Consider the following 23,789-nt stretch of genomic DNA (forward strand, 5'->3'; position numbering starts at 1 on the left):
TTGTTTATTAAGTTACCGTCATCTCGAGCGGAGTGCAACGTAGTCGAGAGATCTACCTCGAGATAGATCTCTCCCTGCCCGAAGCAGGCGGGCGCTCCACTGCGTTCCGGTCGAGATGACGAATTTTTTTTAAATGCAAACAAAAAAAGTCGTGGCAAAATGCCACGACTTTCGTTTATTTAACGGTGAGGAGGGAAACCTTTCAGCCCTCCGCCTTCAAACCTTCTACCACTCTTATCCCAGTTTCTCAAGCTCCGATTTTACAAAACCGGCCAGTTCTTTTACATATTCTGCGCTGAAATCAAATTTAATACCTGCGGTTTCATATATTTCATTCATTGGTTTGGTGTAGCCCAAAGAAAGTGCAGCCAGGTATTGCTCCAAAGCTTTTTCAGGATTTTCTTTGTAGTTTTTCCAAACGGCAATGGCACCTAATTGCGCAATAGCATACTCTATATAGTAAAATGGAACTTCGAACAAATGAAGTTGTTTCTGCCATCCGTTACCAAATTGCTGTTCTAAATCTGTCCAATCGGCAAAACCAGCGCCAAAGCGGTTATAAATCTGTTTAAAAGTTTCTTCGCGGTCGGCAGCGGTATGGTTAGGGTTGGTGTAAATCCAGTGTTGAAACTGATCGATTACCGCAACCCATGGCAATGTTTTTAACACATCGGCCAGCTGCTCTTTTTTAGCGCGGTTTAAATCTTCTTCATTGTCGAAATAAACATCCCAGTTATCCATTGAGATTAACTCCATGCTCATAGAGGCCAGTTCAGCTACCTCAGACGGACAGTGTTTAAAGTCGTTCAGCTCCAGGTTAGCTGTTAAAAAAGTATGGATGGCATGTCCTCCTTCATGAACCATTGTGGTTAAATCGCGCAGCGAGTTTGCAGAGTTCATAAATATAAATGGCGCTCCGGTTTCGGCCAGAGGATAATTGTAACCACCCGGTGCCTTGCCTTTTCTGCTCTCTACATCAAAAAGATTATTGGCCTTCATGGTAGCCAGTTTTGCACCCAATTTTTCGTCAATGGCGTTAAAACAGGCAATACTTTTATCAATCAGTTCTTCACCATTATTAAAGGGTTTTAAAGCTGGTTTACCACTTACGCTTACTTCCAGGTCCCAGGGTTTTAGTACCTCTAAACCTAATGCTTCGCGACGTTTTTCTGCCTGTTCTTTTAAAATCGGAACAATTTCTTTCTCAATCGCATTGGCAAAATCATAACAATCCTGAGGCGTATAATCAAAACGGCCCAAAGCCTGGAACATATAATCGCGGTAATTTTCGAAACCTGCATTTAACGCTACCTGGTTACGTAGCTTAATTAACTCGTCAAACAGGATATTTAAGTCATCTTTATCAATTAAGCGGCGCTGCTGGATCGTTTTCCATGCATTTTCACGAACCTCGCGGTTTAAATCTTTAATGAAGATCGAAGCCTGCTCCAAAGTGTATTCCTGTCCGTTAATTTGCACGCTCATTGCACCTGTGGTGCTTTGGTATTTCTGTTGTTTTACCTGTAATTCAGTAAACAGTTCAATGTTTTCGTCGCGGTAAAGTTCTAAAGCTTTTTTAATTGCACGGCTGTAAACGAAATACTTTTCCTTATCCAGTTCTTCCATAAACGGACTTTCTACAAACTTTTTATTCAGTTTGTTGCCTAACGGAGAGATTTTCGGTTCTATTTCTGTTGCAAAATATTGAAAGTTCTTTACCAGCTCTCCATTGGCGGTATCGCAACTCATTTTAATGTATCTCCACGCAAAATCTTCTTCCAAAGCGGCTTCCAGTTCCGAGCGGTCTTTTAGCCATTGCTCCAGTTCAGCTGCGTTGTTTATTTCGCGGTGTTGTAATTCAGTAAAAATCGGTTCTAAATTTTCCCAGGTAATGGTTAGTTCCTGCGGAATATATGTTCTGGGTTTTTTCGTTATCATCATAATATTTAATTATTGAATGTGAGAAGGATTGAATTAGAGAATGGTCATCACTCACTCATTTAAAATTTTTAATTATTGAATGAGAGAAGGATTGAATCAGAGAATGGTCATCACTCACTCATTTAAAACTCATTCATTCTCTCATTTTATTTATGTCTCAAATACGCATCTATTAAAAAGCATACGGCAAATACCACCGATGCATAACCATTTAAGGTTTGAAAAGCCCTGTTTACTTTGCTAATATCGTTTGGCTTAACGAGTAAGTGCTGATATATCAACATCGAACAGAAAAACACAATACCTACGTAATAAACCCAGCTGAAAGATGTAAAAAACACTGGTAAAATTACACAGGTAGCCGATAACACGTGTAGCAGCACCGAAACATTTAAAGCATTTTTAATGCCAAGCGCAGATGGTATGGAGTGTAAATTTTCTTCACGGTCAAATTCCTCGTCCTGCAAAGCATAGATAATATCAAATCCGCTTACCCAGAAAAGTACCGTTAACGAATAAAGTACAGGAACGAGGGCAAAATGTCCGGTAACGGCAATATAGGCACCAATAGGCGCCAGGGCAAGTCCTAAGCCTAATACCAAATGGCATAGTGCAGTAAATCTTTTAGTATAACTGTAAAATAAAACCACAAACAGCGCTACCGGCGATAAATAGAAACAAAGCGGGTTGATAAAGTATGTGGTAATGGCAAAAAGGACACAGTTGATTATGACGAAAATCAGCGCCTCATTTGCCGAAACCTTACCAGCCGGAATGTCCCTCATTTTGGTACGCGGATTTTTAGCATCGATATTCCGGTCCAGATAACGGTTAAAGGCCATTGCCGAATTACGGGCGAAAACCATGCAAAGCAAAACCAGAATCAGTTTATACCACGAAAATGGACTTTCGGTAGTGGTAACGCCCAGAAAGAAGCCAATCATGGCAAATGGAAGCGCAAAAACTGAGTGAGCGAATAATACGAGTGAAAAGTATTTTTTCATTTAATAGAAAGGGTTAACTGTATAAATTGGTTAACGGTTAATTGTGTTAGTTGGTTCAATGGTTTGATCGTTATAGTTGAAAATTTAATAGTTTAAAGAAAAATCAGTCGTTAAATAGATTTCTGAAACTTGCTATCGACAACCCAACCATGGACCATGAGCTACAAAACTATGAACCATTAACCAATGACTAATGAACTACTAAACCATCTAAAACTTTTTATAATCTGTCGGAACCACGAAATCTTTATTCACCTCATAAATGAAGTTTAAAACGTCGTCTTTTCCGTTTCCTTTTTCAGCAGATGTAATAAAGGTTGCCGGGATTTCTTCAAAAAATTCCCCTAATTTTTTCTTAAAGGCAGCTACATTTTTCTGAGTGGTGGTCATTCCCTGTTTATCGGCTTTAGTGAAAATCAAAGAAAAAGGAATCTGTTTTTCGCCTAACCAGTAGCAAAATTCAATGTCGATTCCCTGAGGCTCCAAACGGCTATCAATTAAAACAAAAACGCACTGTAAGCTTTCTCTTTTGGTAATGTAAGCGCGGATAAATTTTTCCCATTTCTCTCTGCTTGTTTTCGAAACCTTGGCATAACCATAACCCGGTAAATCGACAATATACCATTTCTCGTTAATCAGGAAGTGATTAATTAATTGGGTTTTTCCTGGTCGCTGGGAAGTTTTGGCCAATCCATGCTGATTTACCAACATATTGATCAGGGAAGATTTACCCACGTTAGAGCGGCCAATAAATGCATATTCGGGCATTGTTGGTACTGGCAGGGCCGAAATTTGGGTGTTGCTGCAAACAAATGTTGCCGTTTTGATAATCATAGGCGCAAAGGTAGGGTTTTGAGTCGGAAGTCCGAAGACCGAAGTCCGGAGTCCAATTTGATAATCTTTTTTAATCTCATTTTTGACAATACACTGAATACTTTGCGTCAAAGACTTCGGACTCCGGACTAAAGACTCCCGACTTTTATCTATCTTTGCCTCATATCATGAATCAGAATATCACCCCATACCAAGTAGAAGATGCAACTAAAAAAGAGCAGGTTGCAACCATGTTCAATAACATTTCGGGCACTTACGATTTTTTAAACCATTTTCTGTCGTTAGGCATTGATGTGTTGTGGCGTAAGAAAGCCATTAAAGAACTGGTTTCCATCCAGCCACGGATTATGCTTGATGTAGCTACAGGAACGGGCGATTTTGCCTTTGAAGCCATTAAAAAGCTTCATCCCGAAAAGGTAATTGGTGTAGATATTTCTGAAGGCATGCTTGATGTAGCCAGGAAAAAAATCAACGAACGTAATTTGAACGAAACTTTTACCGTTCAGGTGGGCGATTCGGAGGGTTTACACTTCGAAGATGATACTTTCGATGCCATTACATGTGCTTATGGCGTGCGGAATTTCGAAAACCTCGAAAAAGGATTAACCGATATGTACCGGGTGCTAAAACCCAATGGAAAAATGGTGATTTTAGAGTTTTCCAAACCAAAGGTATTTCCGGTAAAACAATTATATAACTTCTATTTTAAGCACATCACGCCATTTTTTGGTAAACTGTTTTCTAAAGATCACAGGGCTTATACTTATCTGCCCGAATCGGTAGCGGCTTTTCCTGATGGAGAAGATTTTACAGGGCTGATGCAAAAAATAGGTTTCAAAAGTACCAAACAAAGAATTTTAACGTTTGGAATAAGTTCGATATACATAGGGACCAAATGATCAGAAAATTAAGCCTCATTCTTTCACTCTTCGCTGTTTCTGCAACTGCTTTTGCCCAAAACTGGGGTGGTGGTATAGATGATGAAGATTGGAGTTTTGGTTTTAATTTTCAATACATCTCTGCAGAATACAAAATCCTTAAAAAAGCAAACTGGCGTGAGCCTTTCTACGAAGTACCAAATTCATTAGGGGTTTCTTACGATCCCAATTCGGGCATTCCTGTTACTTCACGTTTAAATGCGATTTACAGTACCCCCTCGCAAGGGTTTGGACTGGGCTTTGTAATGAACCGGATGATTTCCGATAATTTTGATATCCGTGCAACCCCTTCACTTATATTCAGCGATAGGGTAGTCAGTTACGAATATGAACCAAAGGAACCGATTAACCTGGGTAACGGACAGACCAAAAATTTTCAATCACTGGTTGAGCGGAAAGTGCAGGCTACCATGTTCGAATTTCCACTGGGGATAAAAGTAAAATCCAACCGCCTGAACAATTTCAGGGCTTACTGGCTCGGTGGTGCAAAATACTCGATAGATATTGCCTCGAAGAAGAAAACCTTCGATGAAGGTGAAAGTCCGGTAAACAAATTGTTAAAAAATCAGCGTAATTATCTTTCTTACGAAACGGGGATTGGCTTTGATATTTATTTCGAATATTTCAAAATGTCGCCCGAAATTAAACTGTCGTATTCTAAAGGCGATCTGCTCCAGCATGACGATACCGTTTATGCCAATCCGATAGATAAGTTGAAATTACGTCAATTAACATTCAGTTTGATTTTTCAATAGTCCTGCAATTCAAAAAAACTTACCTTTGCTGATGTAGGTAAACCTTGAAGTGTTAGCTTGGGGCTTACCGTGACTTAAAATTCATAAACATGTCTAAAATTGCATTAATTACAGGCGCAACTTCTGGTATTGGCGAAGCCTGTGCACATACATTTGCCCAACAAGGTTACAATTTGGTGCTATTGGCGCGCAGGGAAGACCGACTGGCTAAAATTGCCCATCACCTTGAAGATAAATATGCCATCACCATTAAACAGGTTCTTGCTGATGTACGCGATAAAGATAGCCTTACCGCGGCTTTAGCAATTTTGCCTGACGAATGGAAAAAAGTAGATGTGTTAGTTAACAATGCAGGTTTAAGTCAGGGTTTAGATCCGATTGATAAAGGCGATACAAATGATTGGGATACCATGATTGATACCAATGTGAAAGGTTTGCTTTATGTAACCAAAATTGTTTCCAACTGGATGATCCCTAACCAGTCAGGCCATATCATCAACATCGGTTCTATTGCAGGTAAGGAAGTTTATCCAAATGGAAACGTATATTGTGCCAGTAAACATGCTGTTGATGCTTTAACCAAAGGCATGCGTATCGATTTGCTTGCCCACGGGATAAAAGTGACTGCAATTAATCCGGGTATGGTAGAAACCGAATTTTCGGTGGTGCGTTTTAAAGGCGACGAAGAGCGGGCAAAAAAGGTATATGAAAATTTTGAGCCTTTAATTGCCGATGACATTGCCGATGCCATCTGGTACGTAGTGAGCAGACCAAAGCATGTAAATATTAATGATATGCTGATAATGCCAACCGCACAGGCAACAGCAACGATAGTGAATAAAACCCCCTAACCCCCTGAAAGGGGGGATTACGTGGGAAATTTAATAAGAAATAATTCAAATTAATAAAAAGAAAGCCCCTTTAGGGGTTTGGGGTAATAAAAATGATATCAGATACTATAAATCAGGAAATGAAAACAGCCATGTTGGCTAAAGACCAGGCAACATTAAGAGGTTTAAGGGCAATTAAAGCTGCTTTACTTTTGGCTAAAACAGAAAAAGGTTCAGCCGAAGAAATTACAGAAGAAGCTGAGCTTAAAATCCTTCAGAAACTGATTAAACAACGTCGTGAATCTGCTGATATTTATAAACAGCAAAATCGCGAAGATTTATACCAGGTTGAAGAAGAAGAAATTGAAGTAATTAACCGCTTCCTGCCTAAGCAGCTGGACAGGGCAGAAGTTGCCGCAATTATCGAAGAGGTAATCAAACAATCTGGTGCTACATCGGTTAAAGATATGGGGAAGGTAATGGGCCTGGCAAATAAAGCACTTGTTGGTAAAGCCGATGGAAAATTAATTGCCGAAATTGTTAAAGAAAAACTGGCTTAATTAAGGTAAAAGGTAGAGGCTTGAAAGGTTTAAGGCTAATTTATCGCCAGCCGCTAGCCGCTTTACGCATTACAAATGGAGTTTTTATACCGTTTTCGATTTTATTTCAGAAAAATGGCATAGAAATGCATAAATTTAATTTTACTCTACTAACTTAGTAGCACAATACCATCTAAATATATATGACTTACCCGATAATAGAAGAAGACGGATTTAAATACATCGAAGCTGGAAAAGGCGAGACACTGGTATTGCTGCACGGCTTAATGGGCGAACTAAGTAACTGGGAGCTTGTTATAGAGCACTTTAAAGACCGTTACCGTGTAATTATCCCGATTTTACCCATTTATGATCTGCCGATTTTAACCCTCGGTGTAAAGGCTTTATCCAGGTACATTCACCGTTTTTTAAAATATAAAAATTTAAACCAGGTAGTGCTTGTGGGCAATTCGCTTGGTGGCCACGTTGGACTGGTATTTACGGTTGCACATCAGGAATTTGTGAAAGCCCTGGTACTCACCGGAAGTTCGGGCTTATACGAAAATGCTTTTGGTGGTTCTTTTCCGCGCAGGGAGAGTTACGATTACATTAAAGAAAAAGTAGAATTTACTTTTTACGATCCGGCAACGGCAACCAAAGAACTGGTTGATGACGTATTTAAAACCGTTAACGACCGCTCGAGGGTAATCAGGATTTTAACCATGGCTAAATCGGCAATCCGCCACAACATGGCCAAAGAACTTTCAAAAATTACCATCCCTGTATCATTGATCTGGGGAAAAAACGATAAAGTTACCCCACCGGAAGTGGCAGAAGAATTTCACCAGTTATTGCCAAATTCTGAATTAAACTGGGTAGATAAATGCGGGCATGCGCCTATGATGGAACATCCCGAAATATTTAATACCTTTTTGGATAAATTTTTAGATAGGATATTATTGAAATAATGTTTGCTGCAGAAATCATATCGGATGCAATTCCATCATTAAGAACCGCTGACACGGTGCAAAAAGCTTTAGATCGCATGAACGATTTTAAACTAAAGCATTTGCCGGTAGTTAACGAGGCTACTTTGCTGGGTTTGGTTTCTGAAGATGATTTATTAAATATCCCTGATCACGATACCCTTTTAAGTGATGCTGCCGTAAATACACTTAATGTTTTTGTGCTCAACAATGCACATACATATGATGTAATCAGGCTGTTGAGCCAGCTAAAACTTACTGCTGTTCCGGTACTGGATCAACAGAAAAATTATGTAGGCTTAATTTCCATCAATAATATGGTTAATGCTGTAGCAGAACAATACGCCGTAAATGAACCCGGTGGAATTATTGTACTCGAAATCAGCAACCGTGATAATTCACTTGCGCACATCGCTCAGATTGTTGAAGCCGATAATGCACAGGTACTCTCTTCTTACGTCAACGCTTTCGAAGATTCTACACGTTTAGAAGTAACGCTCAAAGTAAATAAAACAGAAATTACTTCATTGGTAGCTTCTTTCGAAAGGTACGATTACCTCGTTAAAGAAGTATATAATAACACACAGATTGATGATGGGTCGCAGGAGCGTTACGATTCTTTCATGAATTATTTAAATGTATAAACCTGCTTTATGAGGATTGCAATTTACGGGAGAGATTTTAATGATACGGTTTTGCCCTATGTTCAGGAGGTTTTTGATCATTTTGCCGAACATCATATCCAACCCGTTTTATATTCTAAATTTAAAACATCCCTTCACGGCAAAATCAAACTGCCCTCAAATACCCTTATCTTTCATAACCACGCCGAGCTTAAAGACCATGCTGATGTATTGCTGAGCCTGGGTGGTGATGGGACCTTGTTAGATACATTATCGCTAATCCGCAATTCGGGGATCCCCGTAATCGGGATTAATTTTGGCCGTTTAGGTTTTCTGGCGAGTATCAATAAAAATGAAATCGGACAGGCATTAAAGGCCTTGAGCAATGGCGAATATACTTTAGATTCCCGCTCGTTGTTAACCTTAGAATCGGATAATGGCTTATTTGGCGAAGAAAACTTTGCTTTGAACGATATTACGATCCACCGACGCGATAATTCGGCCATGATGATTATCCATGCCTCCATGAACGGTGAGTTTATTAATTCTTACTGGGCAGATGGATTAATTATTGCCACCCCAACAGGATCTACCGCTTATTCACTAAGCTGCGGCGGACCGATTATTTACCCTGATTCCAAAAACTTTGTAATTACGCCCATTGCACCACATAATTTAAATGTTAGGCCGGTAGTGGTTCCTGATGGCAACACCCTCTCTTTTGAAGTAGAAGCCAGGGAATCGAAATTCCTCGTTTCCTGCGATAGCCGCACGGTAACAGTAGAGCGTTCGGTTAAAATCAGCATCAAAAAAGCCGATTTTTGCATAAATCTGATCCGCCTTAACAATGAAACGTACTTAAACACGTTAAGGAATAAATTATTATGGGGCATTGATACCCGTAACTACTAAGTATGACGCCAGGCAAACAGCTATTCATTATCCTCTTTTTCTTCTTTAGCGGGCAGCTTGTCCATGCACAGCGTGCACCTATAGGCGAACCCTCCTGGGAAGTTGGGCTGATGGCTGGTGGGGCAGGTTATATTGGTGATCTCAATCAAAACAATCCTTTATATATCAGTGGTTTATCTGGCGGGGCTTATGTGAAGCGGAATTTTAACCAATACCTGGGTGTTCGTTTAAATTATACCTATGGAGAGGTAAAAGCTGATGATTCCTATTCGAGCAGTGAGCAGTTCCGTGAGCGGAACCTGCGTTTTAGAACTTCACTGAACGAATTTAGCGGACTGGTGGATTTTAATTTTTTTAATTTCAACCTTGGTGGCGGAACGAGGCAATTTACACCATACCTCTTCACCGGGGTGGGTTTACTGGTATTTAAACCAACTGTAAAAGTAAATGGCGAGCGGTACCGGTTAGACCGCCTGGCTACCGAAGGACAGGAAAATGGATATAAGAATGCCGTTTTAACCATTCCTTATGGCCTGGGCTTAAGGTATAATTATAAAGATACCTGGAGTGTTTTTACCGAGTTGGGTTACAGAACGCCTTCTACCGATTATATTGATGATGTAAGCGGCCGCTATCCGGTTAATCCCGTTTTTGTTGGAAATGGCCAGAATCAGGTGAATTTATCCGATCCTTCACGTTATCAAATTGGACAGCCAGGCACACAAAGAGGCGATTTTCGAAAAAGGGACACTTATCTATTTGTTAGTGTTGGCATATCTTTTACCTTTGTATCCTCAAAATGCTATTCCTTTTAAGCTGATTTTGATATAATTAATGGGATTTAAAGAACAAATAGACTATAGCCGCCTGCCAAAGCACATTGCCGTAATCATGGACGGTAATGGAAGATGGGCAAAAGGCCAGGGTAAAGTGAGGGTTTTTGGCCATGAACAAGGTGTACTTTCTGTGAAAGACATTGTAGAAGGCTGCGTGGAAGTAGGTATCGAGTACTTAACTCTATATGCATTTTCTACCGAAAACTGGAACCGGCCTAAAGAAGAAGTGGATGCTTTGATGCAGATTCTTATCTCTACCATCAATAAAGAAACCGAAACACTTAATAAAAACAACATTAAGCTTAACGCGATTGGCAACATTGCATCTTTACCGCAGGAGTGTATTGATGATTTGAAAGAAGCCATGGAAAAAACGGCTCATAACGAGAAATGTACACTAACACTGGCATTAAGTTATAGTGCAAAATGGGAAATTATAGAGGCGGCCAAAAAAATAGCATCAGCTGTAAAAGATAATGCGATATCGTTAGATGATATTGATGAAAACCTGTTTTCGTCTAAACTCACCACCGTAAATATACCCGATCCGGAGTTGATGATCAGGACCAGCGGAGAGCATCGCATCAGCAATTATTTGCTTTGGCAAATGGCTTATACAGAGTTTTATTTTACCGATGTTTTATGGCCGGATTTCAGGCGCGAAGATCTTTTCGAGGCTATTGTAGACTATCAAAAACGCGAACGCCGTTTTGGCAAAATTAGTGAACAATTAAACTAATTTTTCTTTTAACACTTTTTAACAAGCGTTTAAACTAACTTAGCACCACTTTTATACGATAAATGAAACCATAATAAGGGAAACACAATAAAGAAAATTTTGCTTTATAAAACATTGTTACCTTCGTGGCCATTACTGAACAAATTATTTTAATGAAAAGAATATTTCAAGTTTTAATTCTACTAGTTTTAGCCGCTCCGGCCTTCGCTCAAGTACGTCCACAAGGTCAGGCACCGGCAACCCCTTCTTTAAAGGTTGGTGGCTTAGATCTCGATTATTTTAGTCCAAAAGAATATATCATCGGTGGTACCACGGTAACAGGAACCCAATATTTAGATAAAGAAGTGTTAATTACACTATCTAAATTAACCAAGGGCGATAAAATCGTTCTTCCTGGCGAAGCAACTTCCGATGCAATTAAAACGCTTTGGGCGCAGGGATTGTTTGATGATGTTAAACTTAATATCCAAAAATTTGTTCAGGATTCTGTTTACTTCGAAATCGAAGTAGTAGAACGTCCGCGTTTAAGCTCCATCGATTTAAAAGGTGTTCGTAAATCTGAAAAAACCGCCATTCAGGAAAAACTGAATGATAAAACCGGTAAAATCGTAAACGATAACTTATACAACACAACTTCAGCCATTGTTAAAAAGTACCTGTTGGATAAAGGCTTTTTCTTTACCAAAATTGATTATAAAACCCGTAAAGATCCAAATGCCGAAAACAGTGTGGTGTTAGAAGCCTATATTGATAAAGGTCATCGTGTTAAAGTTCAGCATATCGATTTTACCGGAAACAAAGATTTTAAAGCAACAAAACTTAGAAAATACCTTAAAAACCCTAAACAGTTTGCCTGGTGGCGTTTTTATGGTTCCGGAAAATTCTCAAAAGAGAAATATGAAGAGAATAAGGTAAAAATGATTGCTAAAATGCATGAAAAAGGTTACCGCGATGCTGAATTATTAAAAGATACTATCTACCAGTACAATAAAAAGAAGGTTAACATCAGGATGGACCTTTATGAAGGTAAAAAATATTATTTCGGTAACATCACCTGGGCTGGTAATGCCATTTACCCGGATAGTATTTTACAGAAAGTATTAACCATCGAAAAAGGTGATGTTTTTAGTGAAGAAAGATTAAACAAAAAATTAAACGGTGGTGGCGAAAACGGTGGCGACATTAACAGTATGTACACCGATAACGGATACTTAACTTTTAACATCGATCCGGTACAGACCAAAATTTACGGTGACACCGTTGATGTGGAGTTACGCATGTATGAAGGTCCGCAGTACACCAACAACCGCATTACTTTAAAAGGTAACACCATTACCAATGATAAAGTGGTTTTGCGTGAGATCCGTACTAAACCGGGACAAAAATTTAACAAAAGTGATTTGATCCGTACCATCCGTGAGATTGGTCAGTTGGGTAACTTTGATGAATCTAAAACTGTTCCTACGCCTCGCCCTAATCCGGCAGATGGTACTGTAGATATCGAATATGCAGTAGAAGAAAAACCTTCAGATCAGATTGAGTTATCAGGTGGTTTTGGTGGTGGCCGTATCATTGGTACATTGGGCTTAACCTTTAACAACTTCTCATTACGTAACCTGTTTAACTTAAAAGCTTACAAACCTTTGCCAAAAGGCGACGGACAGAAATTAAGTTTACGTGGACAAACCAACGGTAAATATTACCAATCGTACAGTTTCTCCTTCTCACAACCCTGGTTTGGTGGCGAGAAACCGGTTAGCTTTGGTGTAAGTGCATTTACCTCATTACAATCAAACGGTTTAAGTAATGGTGATGCAGCTTTTCAAAAAATCCGTTTAAATGGTGTAACCGTTAGTTTAGGCAGAAGGTTAAACTGGCCGGATAACTATTTCCAGTTAACCCACGCGGTGAGTTTGCAACAATATATCTTAAATAACTATACTGGTTATTTATTTAATACCGGTACTTCTTATAACTTAAGTTTATCACAAGAAATCAGCCGCGATTCAAGGGATTCGCCAATCTTTCCTAAATCAGGATCGTTCTTACGTTTTACTATTCAGGCTACGCCACCATATTCATTGTTTAACAAAGTGAATTACGCTACGGCATCCGACAGGGAAAAATACCGCTTTACCGAATACCACAAATGGAAATTCGATTCGCAGTGGTACCAACGTGTTGCTGGTAACTTAGTGGTAAAAGCACAGGCGCAATTTGGTTTCTTAGGTCAATACAACAAAGCAGTGGGCCAGTCAGCATTCGAGCGTTTCAAACTGGGTGGTGATGGTATGCAGGGATTCGATTTCTTACAGGGTTCTGAGCTGATCGCTATGCGTGGTTATGCAAACAACACCGTTATTCCAAATGGTTCTGATCCAAGTATCGCGCAGCAGTCTGGTAGCCCGATTTACACCAAATATGTATTAGAGGCGCGTTATCCGGTAATTGCAAGTCAGCAGGCTACCGCATTTGTTTTAGCCTTTGCTGAGGCGGGTAACACCTGGAACAGATTTGGTGATTTTAATCCTTTTAACGTTAGGAGATCAGTTGGTGTAGGTGCCCGTATTTTCTTACCAATATTTGGTTTATTGGGTATCGATTACGGACATGCATTTGACAGGATCCCTGGAGTTGCAGATGGAGGAAAGCAAAACTTTACTTTTAGTATCGCACAACAATTAGGTGGATTTTAATTGATAAAGAACAAAAAAATAACTAATTATGCAATAAATCGTTGCAAGATGAGTTTAAAGAAAGCTTAGGTTATTAATTATCATTAACACACACAAAAATGAAGAAATATCTTTTTATCGCATTGCTGCTTTGCACTTCTATCGGTGCCTTTGCACAGAAGTTTGCTTATGTAGACACCGAGTATATTTTAAAACATTTGCCAGAATATAAATCGGCATTAAGTCAGTTAGATGTTGCCTCTAAACAATGGCAGCAACAGGTTGATCAGAATTTTTCTGAAATCGACAGGATGTACAAAGCCTACCAGGCAGATCAGGTTTTATTAACAGATGATATGCGTAAACGCCGTGAGAACGAGATCATCGAAAAGGAAAAACAGGCTAAAGAATTTCAACGTTCTAAATTTGGCCCTGATGGTGATCTTTTTCAAAGCAGAGCCAAATTAATTAAGCCCATTCAGGACAAAGTGGCTGAAGCCATTAAACAAATTGCAAAATCCAAATACTTAGATTTCATTTTCGACAAGAGTAGTGAAGCTACCATGATGATTTATGCAAGCAGCAGTTACGACGTTAGTAATGATGTAATTGTAAAATTAGGTTACAAGCCAGGGACTGTAAATAATTAGTATATTCGCCCCTGATTTTTAGAAAAAACAATTAGAAAAAAATAAAAAAGTAAAATAGAACGATGAGAAAGTTAATTAACGTATTCTTTGTAGCAGCAGGTTTAATGTTTACAGCGAATATGGCAAGTGCACAACAAAAATTGGGTCACATTAATTCTGAAGAGGTATTCGCAAATTTACCAGAGGCTAAAGCAGCTCAAACAACTTTAGAAACCTTAGGTAAACAAAAACAAGCTGATATTGATGCAATGATCAAAGAATATCAGACTAAATTGTCAGCTGCTCAGGCTAAAGAAAAAACTTTGAGCGAAGCTAACAAAGAAACTGTAGGAAAAGAGTTACAGGTTGCCGGACAGGAATTACAGGATTTAGAAAAACGCATCACTGATGCACGTACCAAAGCTTCACAGGATATAGGTACAAAACAAGGTGAGTTGTTCCAGCCAATCCAGGCTAAAGTTGCAACTGCAATTTCTGCTGTAGCTAAAGAAAAAGGTTTAGCTTACGTTTTCGATATCGCAAACGGACAAGGTGGCAACAATTTGGTTTTCTGGGAAGGTGGTGATGATATCACTGGTTCAGTTAAAACTAAATTAGGAATCACTGCTACTGCTGCAAAACCAGCTGCACCTAAAAAGTAGTCGTGAGTAGTGAGTTTGGAGTCATCAGTCTCCTTACCAATTCAAGATATAAAGCGGAATTAAGTTTATCTTAGTTCCGCTTTTTTATTATAGAGGGGTTAAAGGTTGAGAGGTTTCATTCAGGGTGTTTAAGGTTGAAAAGTTTAAAGGTTGGAAGGTTTTGTCCGAAAGATGTTTTAAGGTTGAAAGGTTTAAAAGTTTTGTTCATAATGCCATTAAAACATTTCAACTATACCAACGTTTAAACTTTCCAGCAACACCAACATTTCAACTTTCCAACAACACCAACATTTCAACTTTTCAACCTAACTTTACAACATTCCAACTTTTTAACATCAACCCATGCAAAACACTTCTCCTATAGGTATTTTCGATTCCGGTTATGGTGGTTTAACGGTATTCCGTTCGATAGCCGATAAATTGCCCGGTTATAATTATATCTACTTAGGTGATAATGCGCGTTCGCCCTATGGCGATCATTCTTTCGATACCATTTATAAATATACTTTAGAATGCGTGGAATGGCTCTTTGCAAAAGGATGTCGGTTGGTCATCCTTGCCTGCAATACAGCTTCTGCAAAGGCTTTAAGGACGATCCAGCAGAAAGATCTTCCATGCAAATATCCAGATAGGAGGGTGCTGGGCGTAATCAGGCCTACAGCCGAAGTAATCGATAGCTATACCCATAGTAAACAGGTTGGTGTAATGGGCACCCGGGGAACGGTTAATTCGCAATCTTATCTGTTAGAGATCAATAAATTTTTTCCTGAAATTAAGGTGTATCAACAAAGCTGCCCGATGTGGGTACCGCTGATCGAGAATAATGAACATTTACAATCAGGAGCAGATTTTTTTATCAATGAGTATTGCGATCAGTTATTGAGTCAATCCAAAGATATCGATTGTGTTCTGCTGGCCTGTACCCATTATCCGCTGTTAATGCCCAAACTGAAAAAGGTATTTCCAGATCATATCAACGTGCTAACGCAAGGGGAAATTGTTGCTGATAGCTTGATCGATTATTTGGCAAGACATCCGGAGATAGAAGAAAAACTGGCCACAAACGGCGAAAGGCATTTCTATACCAGCGGTGATCCAATTGCTTTCGACGAGCACGCCTCGATATTTTTCGGTGAAGCGCTGAAATCGGGTAAAATGTAGATGTGGTTAATTGCTGAGCACAGTTAATCGGTTAACTGTTCATTGAAACGAATGATTAAAATTGCTGAATTGTTACTGCCAGCTTATGATTTTACAGCCGCCTATGGTGAGAAGGTTTCTAAGTCATTGTGCCTTAAAATCGGCTAAAGCTACTCCAAACGCTCAACGCCAAACTCCAGACTATTTACTCCGGCAATTTCTCTACACGAACAAGAACGGTGGGCGAAGACAAGGCCTCTAAAAATGCAACAACAGCATCTTTTTCTGCAATACTCAATTTAAGGCCTTTTAGTAATTTATCGTTCTTTGGCAATAAAGGATCATTAACCTGCTCCGGTTTTACGCGTTGTACCGGCATGCCCACATTGTACATATTCATCACACCATCCATATCAGGGAATAAACCATTGTGAAACCATGGAGCGGTTTTCATTACATTTCTTAGTCCAGGCGTTTTAAACTTGCCCACATCTTCAGGTTTCTTGGTAACATTATACAAACCTAAATCCTCATATTTACGGCCAAAATAGGTTAAGCCATCGTTATGAAATTCGTTATCCGTAAAAAATGGTCCGTTGTGGCAATTAATACAGCGTGCCTTGGTGCGGAATAAATGCAGCCCCATGAGCTGTTGATCGGTCAAGGCTTTTTTATCTTTCGCCAGGAAACGATCAAAAGGTGTTCTTCTGCTTACAATACTGCGTTGAAAAGTGGCCAGGCTTTCGAAGATTCTTTTATTGGTAATTTCTTTTGAACCAAAGGCAGACTTGAAATAAGGCTGATAACCTTTAATCTTGCTGAGCTTTTTTGACAGGACTTTCATGTCCTGGTGCATCTCATTGTGCGCAGCTACAGGACTTCCGGCCTGCTCTTCCAGATTGGTTGCACGGCCATCCCAGAACAGGCGTTTGTAAAACCAAACATTCTCTAATGACGGCGCATTGCGGATATTGGCCAAATGATCGTGCCCGATGGAAACTTGTCGGCCATCCGTCCAGTGTAAATCCGGTGCATGGCAACTGGAGCACGAAATCTGATTGGAACCCGATAAACGCGGATCAAAAAACAAAATTTTACCCAGCTCTACTACATTCTTTACCGAATCATTTTTAAGATCAACAGGAGAGGGTGGAAGTTCGCCCAGTTCCTGAAAAACGGCATCTTTATCTACCATTGGTTTTGGCCACTGATCGGTAGGTTTAGAATAAACTTTGCGCAGGCTATCTATGCTCAGTTCATCGTCGTTATTAAAATCTGCCGATTGAAAAGAAAACAGGATTAATCCGGTAAGGGCAAGAGCAAGAAGGGCAAAAATTTTATTCATGGGTTAAAAATACAGGTTTAAGCTGATATTGGAAGAAAAACGATCGTTGCCGGGGGAGCTTACTACATTGCGATCGAGTGTTTTTTGATCAAGTTTATCATTATAACGAGCTTCTACTTTGAAACCGGCCTGCATGGTTTTAAGGAATGGAAATCCATACTCTGCAGTGATCTTCCCACCGATAGAGGATGCAGTATTATAAAGATAATCGTGATAAATTACATATCGGGTAAAATATCCTTCATTTGCCTGCGTTACCTGAAATTGATCATTTAATGCAATTTTATACTCCGCGGATAAATTTACACTTAAAAAGCGCTGCTTATCCTGAAAACGGGTAAAGCCTGAACCAATGTTGAGGTATAAGTTGCTAAAATAAATATCATTTGCTTTTGTGCCATCCACACGTTCTTCATTGTACATGCTTGCCCGTACAAAATGATTATAGGTATTTTTGGTGCCTTTTTTTGATAAAAAGATTTTTATAGATGAAGTTTCATCATTATACCTGTAATTGTTGGCCTGATATTGAAGATTAAAGTCTTTCCCGGCATTGTTACTATAGTTTATAGCTGTTCCGAAACTTAATATGCCTGATGTCATATACCATAAAAAATTTACATCAGTGTTGGCCAGATTATATTGCGCAAAATCATCAAAACCACTGCTGGTGCTGTAAAAGTAGCGTTGTGTTTCTTTGGTATAGGTTGTTTTTAAGTGAAAACGGCCTAAATTTTCGCTGTTCAAATCCATATACAGATCGGCACCGTTCCGTTTTTGATTATCGGTATATCTTCGGTTCGCTGCACTCAACGCCGGTCGCCCTTCTCCATAACCATTAATCAAATGGTTGTAATACATCGGGTAAAATGAACTCTCATAGTAACGTGGGTTTTTATAGCCTATTGTAACACGCTCCTGTCCGTAACCTGTACGGTATGCAGCACCAAAACCGAATGCTTTATTCACCTTATATCCGAGCGAAAATAATAGGTTAAACTGGTATTCACCAACTGAACCTCTCGGATCATTTGTTGAATAATGATCGCCGACTTTGTAATCTGTTCCAAGCCCAAGATTTAGTTTGTCTCCTAAAAAATTTTTGCCTGCCATTGCATTAAATGTATATACACTTCTTTCGTAATGAACATAAGCAGGCGAACCAAAATAATATGGGGTAGAAACGTTACTTCGTGTCTGGTGGGCAAACCTTGTACTATCTTCAAATGTTTTTTGATATGAAAAAGCCCCGAAAAGTTTAACTGTACCTAGTTTTGCAGTACCTTCGGTAGATGCATTGCCTGCATTGATACTTGTTGAGCCTTGCGAAGGAATAAAATTTCCCTGCTCAAATGTATATCGGAGCGATGCTTTACTTACATGATCTGGCATTAAATTTATAAGGTAATAACTGCTCCCTTTAGCAAAATTATAAATCTCCTGATTGACAGAATCTGTGTAGAATGAAGTTGATAAAAGTGTTTGTTTCGTATTTTTTGCAATAATTTTCTCTTGCCCCATTAATGAAAACGGGAACAAGAGAAAAAGTATAGCTATTTTTAAATTGATTTTCATCTATTATTTGCCTTACCTGGCTGAAAGTTATTTAAATCCCCTAGGGGTAGCAATTGTGAAATAGTCGAAATCTTCGGTGCTATTGTTGGTGTCTTTCAGTATGATTCTACCATTAACCGATTTATCAGTTTTTCTGATAACCGATTGAGAAGTGTAAGATCCTAGTGGTACAAAAGCGAAGCCCGCATCTAAATTTGCATTGTATTTTTTTGGAATACGATCAGATATCTCGTTAGGTTGAATCTCAACTGCATCAATTACCCATTTGTTAGGAATTTGATAGTATTTTGTAGCTGTTGATGTAGGTGCAGCTTTGGTTGGATAGTAATACTGAGGCCATTCTTTAGGTTTTTGTGTACCATCAACTTTAATTAAAGCATACGAATATCTGCCTGGATTATCGAAAACCATATCTCTTCCAAAATAAGAAATCACCTCAAGGTTTGGTACTGATGGATTATCGATATCAGAAGCAAAAGGGTTAGAAAGGAAAGAAGCATAATAGGCTTCAAAGTCAGCTGTGCTTAAATCTACAGTTAAAGAAGGATCTAAAACTGATACCACTTTACCATCTGTACCCGTAAAAGGACTTTTATGGTTAACCGCTGTTTGTGCCACCACAATACTTTTTCCTGGTTGTACAGGATATTGTTTTCCGGTACCCGGAATCATTAAAAATGCCCTGGCATAGATATAATCATTGTTTGCATCAATATTTGCAGGCATATTTACCGATTTACTCCAATCTAACTGCCCGTTTGTTTGTAAATTATAACTCGTTGCGCTAGATTTTGTTATTAAGCCAGTTGTTTCAACAAAATAAAGACTATCGGCATACAATACCTTATCGCTGTTGTTATAGAATTCGATAAACTGATCGCGTTGGATAGCACCGTTTTTAGTGTCAGAACCAGCATAATAAATTTGTTTAATTACCCAATCGTTTACAGTACCGGATACAAGGCTTAAATTAATTACATCAGAAAAACCCACTGTAATCTGTTTGCCTTTAACCGAGGCATTATACGTTACATCTTTAGTGGTTGCAATACCTGTAATGGTAGTGTAATCGGCAGCAAGGATGGTGGCCGATGCATCAATATCATAAGCGCCCGGCGATAATTTTGGCACAATTACAGTACCCTTATCAGATACCGTAAATTCCTGCATATTTTTGGTGTCGAGGTTTGTGATTTTAACTTTAACACTAGTTAGTGGCAGTTTATAAGTACTGGTTTGCAGGTTGTATGCAACGCTGATGTTCAGGTTAACCGGCTCAATATCAGTTGTATTGTTTTTTTTACATGCAGCAAACAGCATTGCAGTAATAACTAAGTAAAGGTACTTTTTCATTCTAAATTAATTATAGTTTTAAAGATATTTCGGCACCAAACGATGGTGCTGCATTGGGATATGTGTATGTTCCGGTACTGGTGATATAATATGGTTGATAGTTAAATACATTGTACACATTAAAAGAAAACCTGAGGCGTTTTTTGATTTCTTTCGCTAAACTCAAATGGAAGTTTGGTATAATATGCGGTACGTTATTTTCATTGATTTCTGCATTAGTTTGGATGGTATGCGCATAGTTGATATTTGTTTTATCAATATTGCTTAGGGTAATATACCTTCCATCACGTGTGTAATAGGCAAGCGGACTGCCTGCATCTGCACGTTGCACTGTTTTTTGGAGGAGAGAAAAATCGGCTACAAAACTTACTATTAAACTAATTTTAGGGATATGGGTAGATGAAGTTACCCTGGCATTGCTTAAATACGATATCCTTTTTGTTGAGGGATAATAGGCCACAACAGCGTAATCTGGCAAGGTTGGTCCTAAGTCATCAAAAGATTGTACTCTGTTGCTGTTTGTTTGGTAATTGGTTCTGAATAAACCACCGCTTAAGTTAAATGATGTTTCGATGGATTTGATCTTTGGCGTGTTTAAGATTAGTTCAATGCCCTGGTTATCTGATTTCAGATCGTTTTCGAAATTGCTGAATGAAAAAGCAACCGTTCGGATTCCTGTTTGAGTAAGTATTGGCTGTTGACCTGGTCTTGACGTTGCAGCATAAACAGGTAACGTTACATAGTTTTGTTGAGAAACCGTGTTAATACCATTTCTCGAATTTTTGTTGAAAAGAGAAAGTGAAAGGTTGAATTCCTTTATTTTAATTTGAGAGGTAAATTCAAAGGTTTCGCTCTTGGGGGATTTTAAATTACTTGAATCGTAATCATACCGGTTAACATAAACCAGATAGATACTCTCGGCGGCATTACCATTATAAGCATTGATTACCGGGATTTCATAATAGGTTGGTCCGGGATACCGTTGGCCAAGAGAAGGCGATTTATACGATAAACCATAAGCAAATCCAAATTTTATGTTTTTGTTCAGCTCATAATTTACATTAATCCTGGGCGAAAAAGACGGCAATGAATTCTGAAGATCGTATCTTATACCTGCCCTAACATTAAGGGGTTTACCAAACACATCGAGTTTAAACATATCTTCCGCATATAATCCAATATTCTGTTGGGCAACCGCCAGGTTAAAATCGTAATATCTTTCAGATCGTTTTGATGCATTTCCCGAAGAGGCTACTGCAGTGTTCGATCTCGGTCTGCCTGGATCCAAAACCTGTCCTAAACCTTTATTTGCACCATAATCATAACTGATTCCAAATCCTAAAAAATGTGTTGTCGACCCTGTTTTAAAGTCAGAATTAAAATCAAGCTTTGCTGAAGCATTAATGGGGCGGCCATCAATTAAAGATTGGGCAGTATATATACCCGCATAATAATATCCTTCATGTATGCCTGTGGTGGTTGCATCAGACATAATTACGTAAGGCACGTTTCTGAATTCTTCAGTGTAACTAACCTGATGCCCTTCTGAGTATCTTAGATTTAAAGCTATGTTTTTTAAAAAGCTGGAATTAACACGGTAAGAACTTCTGTTGGCGACACTAAAATTCCAGCTGTCAAACCTCACTACACGATCGGTAATGTCATCAGGATCAGTTTTTATTCCATCTAAATTTTTTCCATAATCAAGGCTAAGTGTATTTTTCAAACGTTTCTCTTTTCCAAATACATTGGTATGCATTAATGAACCATTAATTCTTTTATATGCTTTCAACTTGTCGCGGTTATCGGCAAACGAATTAACATAGTTCAATCCGATATTAAGTGCTCCTGCCTTCCCTGGTAATTTAAAGCCTTGAGAATATCCGTATGAAGTGGCGTTATCGCGCAATTGCATTCTTAAAAAAGCAGGGGCTACACCGGCTTGCCTCTCTACAATTACGGCTCCTTCGCTCAAATCGCCATATTTTGCAGGTGCAACACCTGATATCACCTCAATATTCTCAATATTGTCAACCGGAATTTGTCTTAAATCTGTGCCGCTAAAAGCAAAATCACCTGAATATGAAGTTGTTGGGCTACCATTTAATCCATACGAATTGCCAGAAGTAATTAACGAATTTCCAACTCCCAGTATGCCAGGATTAAAACTCTGCATATTCATGTTATTACTTATGGTATTTCCATCTAAAATGATAGCAACTCCGAAAGAATTATTCATCTCGTAAGCACCACGACCATTGGTTGTACTTGCAAAGGTTGATCTTAGAGTAATGTTCTGTACAGTTTGTAAAGAAGGGGCAACAACCTTTCTGTTAGGAAGCTGGTTCAGTAAATCGTTCAAACTGAGGGCAGAAGTTTGTTCTATAATGTCGCGGCTGATGATTAATGATGAATTGGAAGATCCCTCATAATTGCGTTTTGCATTAATATCAATCGTTTCGAGGGCCAGGTTTAAATCTTTTAAGATGATATTCCCCAGTTCAATTGTTTCTCCCTTGGTTTCAACAACTTTTACGAGTTTTTGGTACCCGATAAAAGTGAATTCAAGCGTTAAATTAACATTGCCTATCTTATACAGTGGGATATAAAAGTCTCCATCTTTATCGGTAACTGCGTATTGGTTTGTTTCAACAATTTTAATATTTGCAGGTGAAATTGGATGTAACGCCAGATCCACAACCTTCCCCCTTAAAACAACATTTTGCGCCAATGCAACCGATGCACATCCGCAGATAATAAAAACAATAAAAAATTTCAAAAACTTTCCCAAACCCTGTATTCTTAATTAGACTTATTCTAATGATTCTGCAAAGATGGAATTTTAACGGTTTTTAACAAAATTATTTAGACTAATTCTAGATAATTTAACATTTGTAGCCTAATTCTTACAATTGTGGGTTGTATTAGTTGAATTTGTGTAAAAAACATCCAGCGATTTGTAAAGATTGTTGAATCTTTATCATCATAAATAACAATGCACCTATTATATTTTTAAGAATTCAAAATAGCGATCATTAAATTTCCTTTTAACGAATATCTAATTGATTATTTTTACTCTTAAAACTGGACATTAAAAAAGAGGCTAACGCTTAGGTTAGCCTCTGAATATTAATTTGTGGTTTTATAGAATTATTTTAAACGATTGATCCGGTGAAACGTCGGCTGCTGCTGCAAGAAACCATTGTGAATTTATTGCATCGAAAGAATCATCCCAATAAAATGTAACGTTGCCTTTGAAACTATAATAACCGGTTGATGGATACTGATGAACTGATTCATCTGCCGTGTAGCTAGCACTTTGAATACCAGGTAAATTTAATTTTATAGCTAAATCACCTGCATGGGAAGCAGTTCCATAATCATCTACATAATCGTTCGATGCTTGAGCCATCTGAGCTGACATTATACATCGGCTTGGATCAATGGAATATTTAGTGTAACTATGAAATGAT

Annotated in this window: 21 protein-coding genes; 13 read left to right on the forward strand and 8 right to left on the reverse strand. The window is 38.6% G+C overall.

From position 1 onward, the window contains the following. Positions 1-234 precede the first annotated feature (234 nt). The 3 genes from ABD769_RS19575 to yihA all read right to left on the reverse strand — a co-directional run bounded on the left by ABD769_RS19575 (position 235) and on the right by yihA (position 3,779). The gene (locus ABD769_RS19575; RefSeq protein WP_344853046.1) at positions 235-1,941 is read right to left on the reverse strand and encodes a M3 family oligoendopeptidase; all 1,707 of its coding nucleotides are present in this window, start codon (positions 1,939-1,941) and stop codon (positions 235-237) included. Positions 1,942-2,087: 146 nt separating this feature from the next. Continuing rightward, positions 2,088-2,945: a UbiA-like polyprenyltransferase gene (locus ABD769_RS19580; RefSeq protein WP_344853047.1), complete on the reverse strand. Its 858-nt coding sequence runs from the start codon at positions 2,943-2,945 to the stop codon at positions 2,088-2,090. 210 nt (positions 2,946-3,155) lie between these two features. Then, positions 3,156-3,779 carry a ribosome biogenesis GTP-binding protein YihA/YsxC gene (gene yihA / locus ABD769_RS19585; protein WP_086547449.1) on the reverse strand — a complete coding sequence of 208 codons (624 nt, stop codon included), beginning with the start codon at positions 3,777-3,779 and terminating at the stop codon, positions 3,156-3,158. 167 nt (positions 3,780-3,946) lie between these two features. On the opposite strand from yihA, the gene ubiE reads away from it, so the two are divergent. The 13 genes from ubiE to murI all read left to right on the forward strand — a co-directional run bounded on the left by ubiE (position 3,947) and on the right by murI (position 16,064). Next, positions 3,947-4,678 (forward strand): bifunctional demethylmenaquinone methyltransferase/2-methoxy-6-polyprenyl-1,4-benzoquinol methylase UbiE, encoded by a 732-nt coding sequence (gene ubiE / locus ABD769_RS19590; protein WP_344853048.1) that lies wholly within the window; start codon positions 3,947-3,949, stop codon positions 4,676-4,678. Next, entirely contained in the window at positions 4,675-5,472 is a 798-nt protein-coding gene (gene porT, locus ABD769_RS19595) for a type IX secretion/gliding motility protein PorT/SprT (RefSeq protein WP_344853049.1), read from the forward strand. Before ubiE ends, porT begins: the two co-directional genes overlap by 4 nt. Before the next feature lie 89 nt (positions 5,473-5,561). Beyond that, positions 5,562-6,323: an SDR family NAD(P)-dependent oxidoreductase gene (locus tag ABD769_RS19600; protein ID WP_344853050.1), complete on the forward strand. Its 762-nt coding sequence runs from the start codon at positions 5,562-5,564 to the stop codon at positions 6,321-6,323. 92 nt (positions 6,324-6,415) lie between these two features. Next, complete coding sequence (locus ABD769_RS19605; protein WP_344853051.1) at positions 6,416-6,862, forward strand: GatB/YqeY domain-containing protein; 447 nt, start codon at positions 6,416-6,418, stop codon at positions 6,860-6,862. Between the two features lie 182 nt (positions 6,863-7,044). Beyond that, positions 7,045-7,809, forward strand: a complete 765-nt coding sequence (locus tag ABD769_RS19610) for an alpha/beta fold hydrolase (protein WP_344853052.1) — start codon at positions 7,045-7,047, stop codon at positions 7,807-7,809. Further along, positions 7,809-8,471 carry a CBS domain-containing protein gene (locus ABD769_RS19615; protein WP_344853053.1) on the forward strand — a complete coding sequence of 221 codons (663 nt, stop codon included), beginning with the start codon at positions 7,809-7,811 and terminating at the stop codon, positions 8,469-8,471. Before ABD769_RS19610 ends, ABD769_RS19615 begins: the two co-directional genes overlap by 1 nt. A 9-nt stretch (positions 8,472-8,480) precedes the next feature. Further along, entirely contained in the window at positions 8,481-9,362 is an 882-nt protein-coding gene (locus ABD769_RS19620; protein ID WP_344853054.1) for an NAD kinase, read from the forward strand. Between the two features lie 2 nt (positions 9,363-9,364). Beyond that, on the forward strand, positions 9,365-10,177 hold the full coding sequence (gene porG / locus ABD769_RS19625; RefSeq protein WP_344853055.1) for a type IX secretion system protein PorG: 813 nt from the start codon (positions 9,365-9,367) through the stop codon (positions 10,175-10,177). 19 nt (positions 10,178-10,196) lie between these two features. Beyond that, positions 10,197-10,937: an undecaprenyl pyrophosphate synthase gene (gene uppS / locus ABD769_RS19630; protein WP_344853056.1), complete on the forward strand. Its 741-nt coding sequence runs from the start codon at positions 10,197-10,199 to the stop codon at positions 10,935-10,937. Between the two features lie 152 nt (positions 10,938-11,089). Then, positions 11,090-13,633 carry an outer membrane protein assembly factor BamA gene (gene bamA / locus ABD769_RS19635; RefSeq protein WP_344853057.1) on the forward strand — a complete coding sequence of 848 codons (2,544 nt, stop codon included), beginning with the start codon at positions 11,090-11,092 and terminating at the stop codon, positions 13,631-13,633. A gap of 98 nt (positions 13,634-13,731) precedes the next feature. After that, on the forward strand, positions 13,732-14,262 hold the full coding sequence (locus ABD769_RS19640; protein WP_344853058.1) for an OmpH/Skp family outer membrane protein: 531 nt from the start codon (positions 13,732-13,734) through the stop codon (positions 14,260-14,262). A 62-nt stretch (positions 14,263-14,324) separates the two neighbouring features. Continuing rightward, the gene (locus ABD769_RS19645) at positions 14,325-14,903 is read left to right on the forward strand and encodes an OmpH/Skp family outer membrane protein (RefSeq protein WP_344853059.1); all 579 of its coding nucleotides are present in this window, start codon (positions 14,325-14,327) and stop codon (positions 14,901-14,903) included. Positions 14,904-15,245: 342 nt separating this feature from the next. Next, a complete protein-coding gene (murI, locus tag ABD769_RS19650; protein WP_344853060.1) occupies positions 15,246-16,064 on the forward strand; it encodes a glutamate racemase in 819 nt (272 codons plus the stop codon). Positions 16,065-16,248: 184 nt separating this feature from the next. Here murI and ABD769_RS19655 read toward each other — a convergent pair whose 3' ends face one another. The 5 genes from ABD769_RS19655 to ABD769_RS19675 form a co-directional block, all read right to left on the reverse strand. Continuing rightward, entirely contained in the window at positions 16,249-17,388 is a 1,140-nt protein-coding gene (locus tag ABD769_RS19655; protein ID WP_344853061.1) for a cytochrome-c peroxidase, read from the reverse strand. 3 nt (positions 17,389-17,391) lie between these two features. After that, on the reverse strand, positions 17,392-18,963 hold the full coding sequence (locus tag ABD769_RS19660; RefSeq protein WP_344853062.1) for a DUF6850 family outer membrane beta-barrel protein: 1,572 nt from the start codon (positions 18,961-18,963) through the stop codon (positions 17,392-17,394). A 27-nt stretch (positions 18,964-18,990) separates the two neighbouring features. Further along, a complete protein-coding gene (locus ABD769_RS19665) occupies positions 18,991-20,316 on the reverse strand; it encodes a DUF4876 domain-containing protein (RefSeq protein WP_344853063.1) in 1,326 nt (441 codons plus the stop codon). A 10-nt stretch (positions 20,317-20,326) separates the two neighbouring features. Next, positions 20,327-23,107, reverse strand: a complete 2,781-nt coding sequence (locus ABD769_RS19670; protein WP_344853064.1) for a TonB-dependent receptor domain-containing protein — start codon at positions 23,105-23,107, stop codon at positions 20,327-20,329. Between the two features lie 351 nt (positions 23,108-23,458). Continuing rightward, the gene (locus ABD769_RS19675; protein ID WP_344853065.1) at positions 23,459-23,728 is read right to left on the reverse strand and encodes a hypothetical protein; all 270 of its coding nucleotides are present in this window, start codon (positions 23,726-23,728) and stop codon (positions 23,459-23,461) included. Positions 23,729-23,789 lie beyond the last annotated feature (61 nt).

Source organism: Pedobacter jeongneungensis, assembly GCF_039538295.1.
Lineage (GTDB): Bacteria > Bacteroidota > Bacteroidia > Sphingobacteriales > Sphingobacteriaceae > Pedobacter > Pedobacter jeongneungensis.

Bases quoted from the DNA above. Each gene is read 5' to 3' on its own strand.
- ABD769_RS19575 (WP_344853046.1), bottom strand. From the start codon at position 1,941: ATGATGATAACGAAAAAACCCAGAACATATATTCCGCAGGAACTAACC.
- ABD769_RS19580 (WP_344853047.1), bottom strand. From the start codon at position 2,945: ATGAAAAAATACTTTTCACTCGTATTATTCGCTCACTCAGTTTTTGCG.
- yihA (WP_086547449.1), bottom strand. From the start codon at position 3,779: ATGATTATCAAAACGGCAACATTTGTTTGCAGCAACACCCAAATTTCG.
- ubiE (WP_344853048.1), top strand. From the start codon at position 3,947: ATGAATCAGAATATCACCCCATACCAAGTAGAAGATGCAACTAAAAAA.
- porT (WP_344853049.1), top strand. From the start codon at position 4,675: ATGATCAGAAAATTAAGCCTCATTCTTTCACTCTTCGCTGTTTCTGCA.
- ABD769_RS19600 (WP_344853050.1), top strand. From the start codon at position 5,562: ATGTCTAAAATTGCATTAATTACAGGCGCAACTTCTGGTATTGGCGAA.
- ABD769_RS19605 (WP_344853051.1), top strand. From the start codon at position 6,416: ATGATATCAGATACTATAAATCAGGAAATGAAAACAGCCATGTTGGCT.
- ABD769_RS19610 (WP_344853052.1), top strand. From the start codon at position 7,045: ATGACTTACCCGATAATAGAAGAAGACGGATTTAAATACATCGAAGCT.
- ABD769_RS19615 (WP_344853053.1), top strand. From the start codon at position 7,809: ATGTTTGCTGCAGAAATCATATCGGATGCAATTCCATCATTAAGAACC.
- ABD769_RS19620 (WP_344853054.1), top strand. From the start codon at position 8,481: ATGAGGATTGCAATTTACGGGAGAGATTTTAATGATACGGTTTTGCCC.
- porG (WP_344853055.1), top strand. From the start codon at position 9,365: ATGACGCCAGGCAAACAGCTATTCATTATCCTCTTTTTCTTCTTTAGC.
- uppS (WP_344853056.1), top strand. From the start codon at position 10,197: ATGGGATTTAAAGAACAAATAGACTATAGCCGCCTGCCAAAGCACATT.
- bamA (WP_344853057.1), top strand. From the start codon at position 11,090: ATGAAAAGAATATTTCAAGTTTTAATTCTACTAGTTTTAGCCGCTCCG.
- ABD769_RS19640 (WP_344853058.1), top strand. From the start codon at position 13,732: ATGAAGAAATATCTTTTTATCGCATTGCTGCTTTGCACTTCTATCGGT.
- ABD769_RS19645 (WP_344853059.1), top strand. From the start codon at position 14,325: ATGAGAAAGTTAATTAACGTATTCTTTGTAGCAGCAGGTTTAATGTTT.
- murI (WP_344853060.1), top strand. From the start codon at position 15,246: ATGCAAAACACTTCTCCTATAGGTATTTTCGATTCCGGTTATGGTGGT.
- ABD769_RS19655 (WP_344853061.1), bottom strand. From the start codon at position 17,388: ATGAATAAAATTTTTGCCCTTCTTGCTCTTGCCCTTACCGGATTAATC.
- ABD769_RS19660 (WP_344853062.1), bottom strand. From the start codon at position 18,963: ATGAAAATCAATTTAAAAATAGCTATACTTTTTCTCTTGTTCCCGTTT.
- ABD769_RS19665 (WP_344853063.1), bottom strand. From the start codon at position 20,316: ATGAAAAAGTACCTTTACTTAGTTATTACTGCAATGCTGTTTGCTGCA.
- ABD769_RS19675 (WP_344853065.1), bottom strand. From the start codon at position 23,728: ATGGCTCAAGCATCGAACGATTATGTAGATGATTATGGAACTGCTTCC.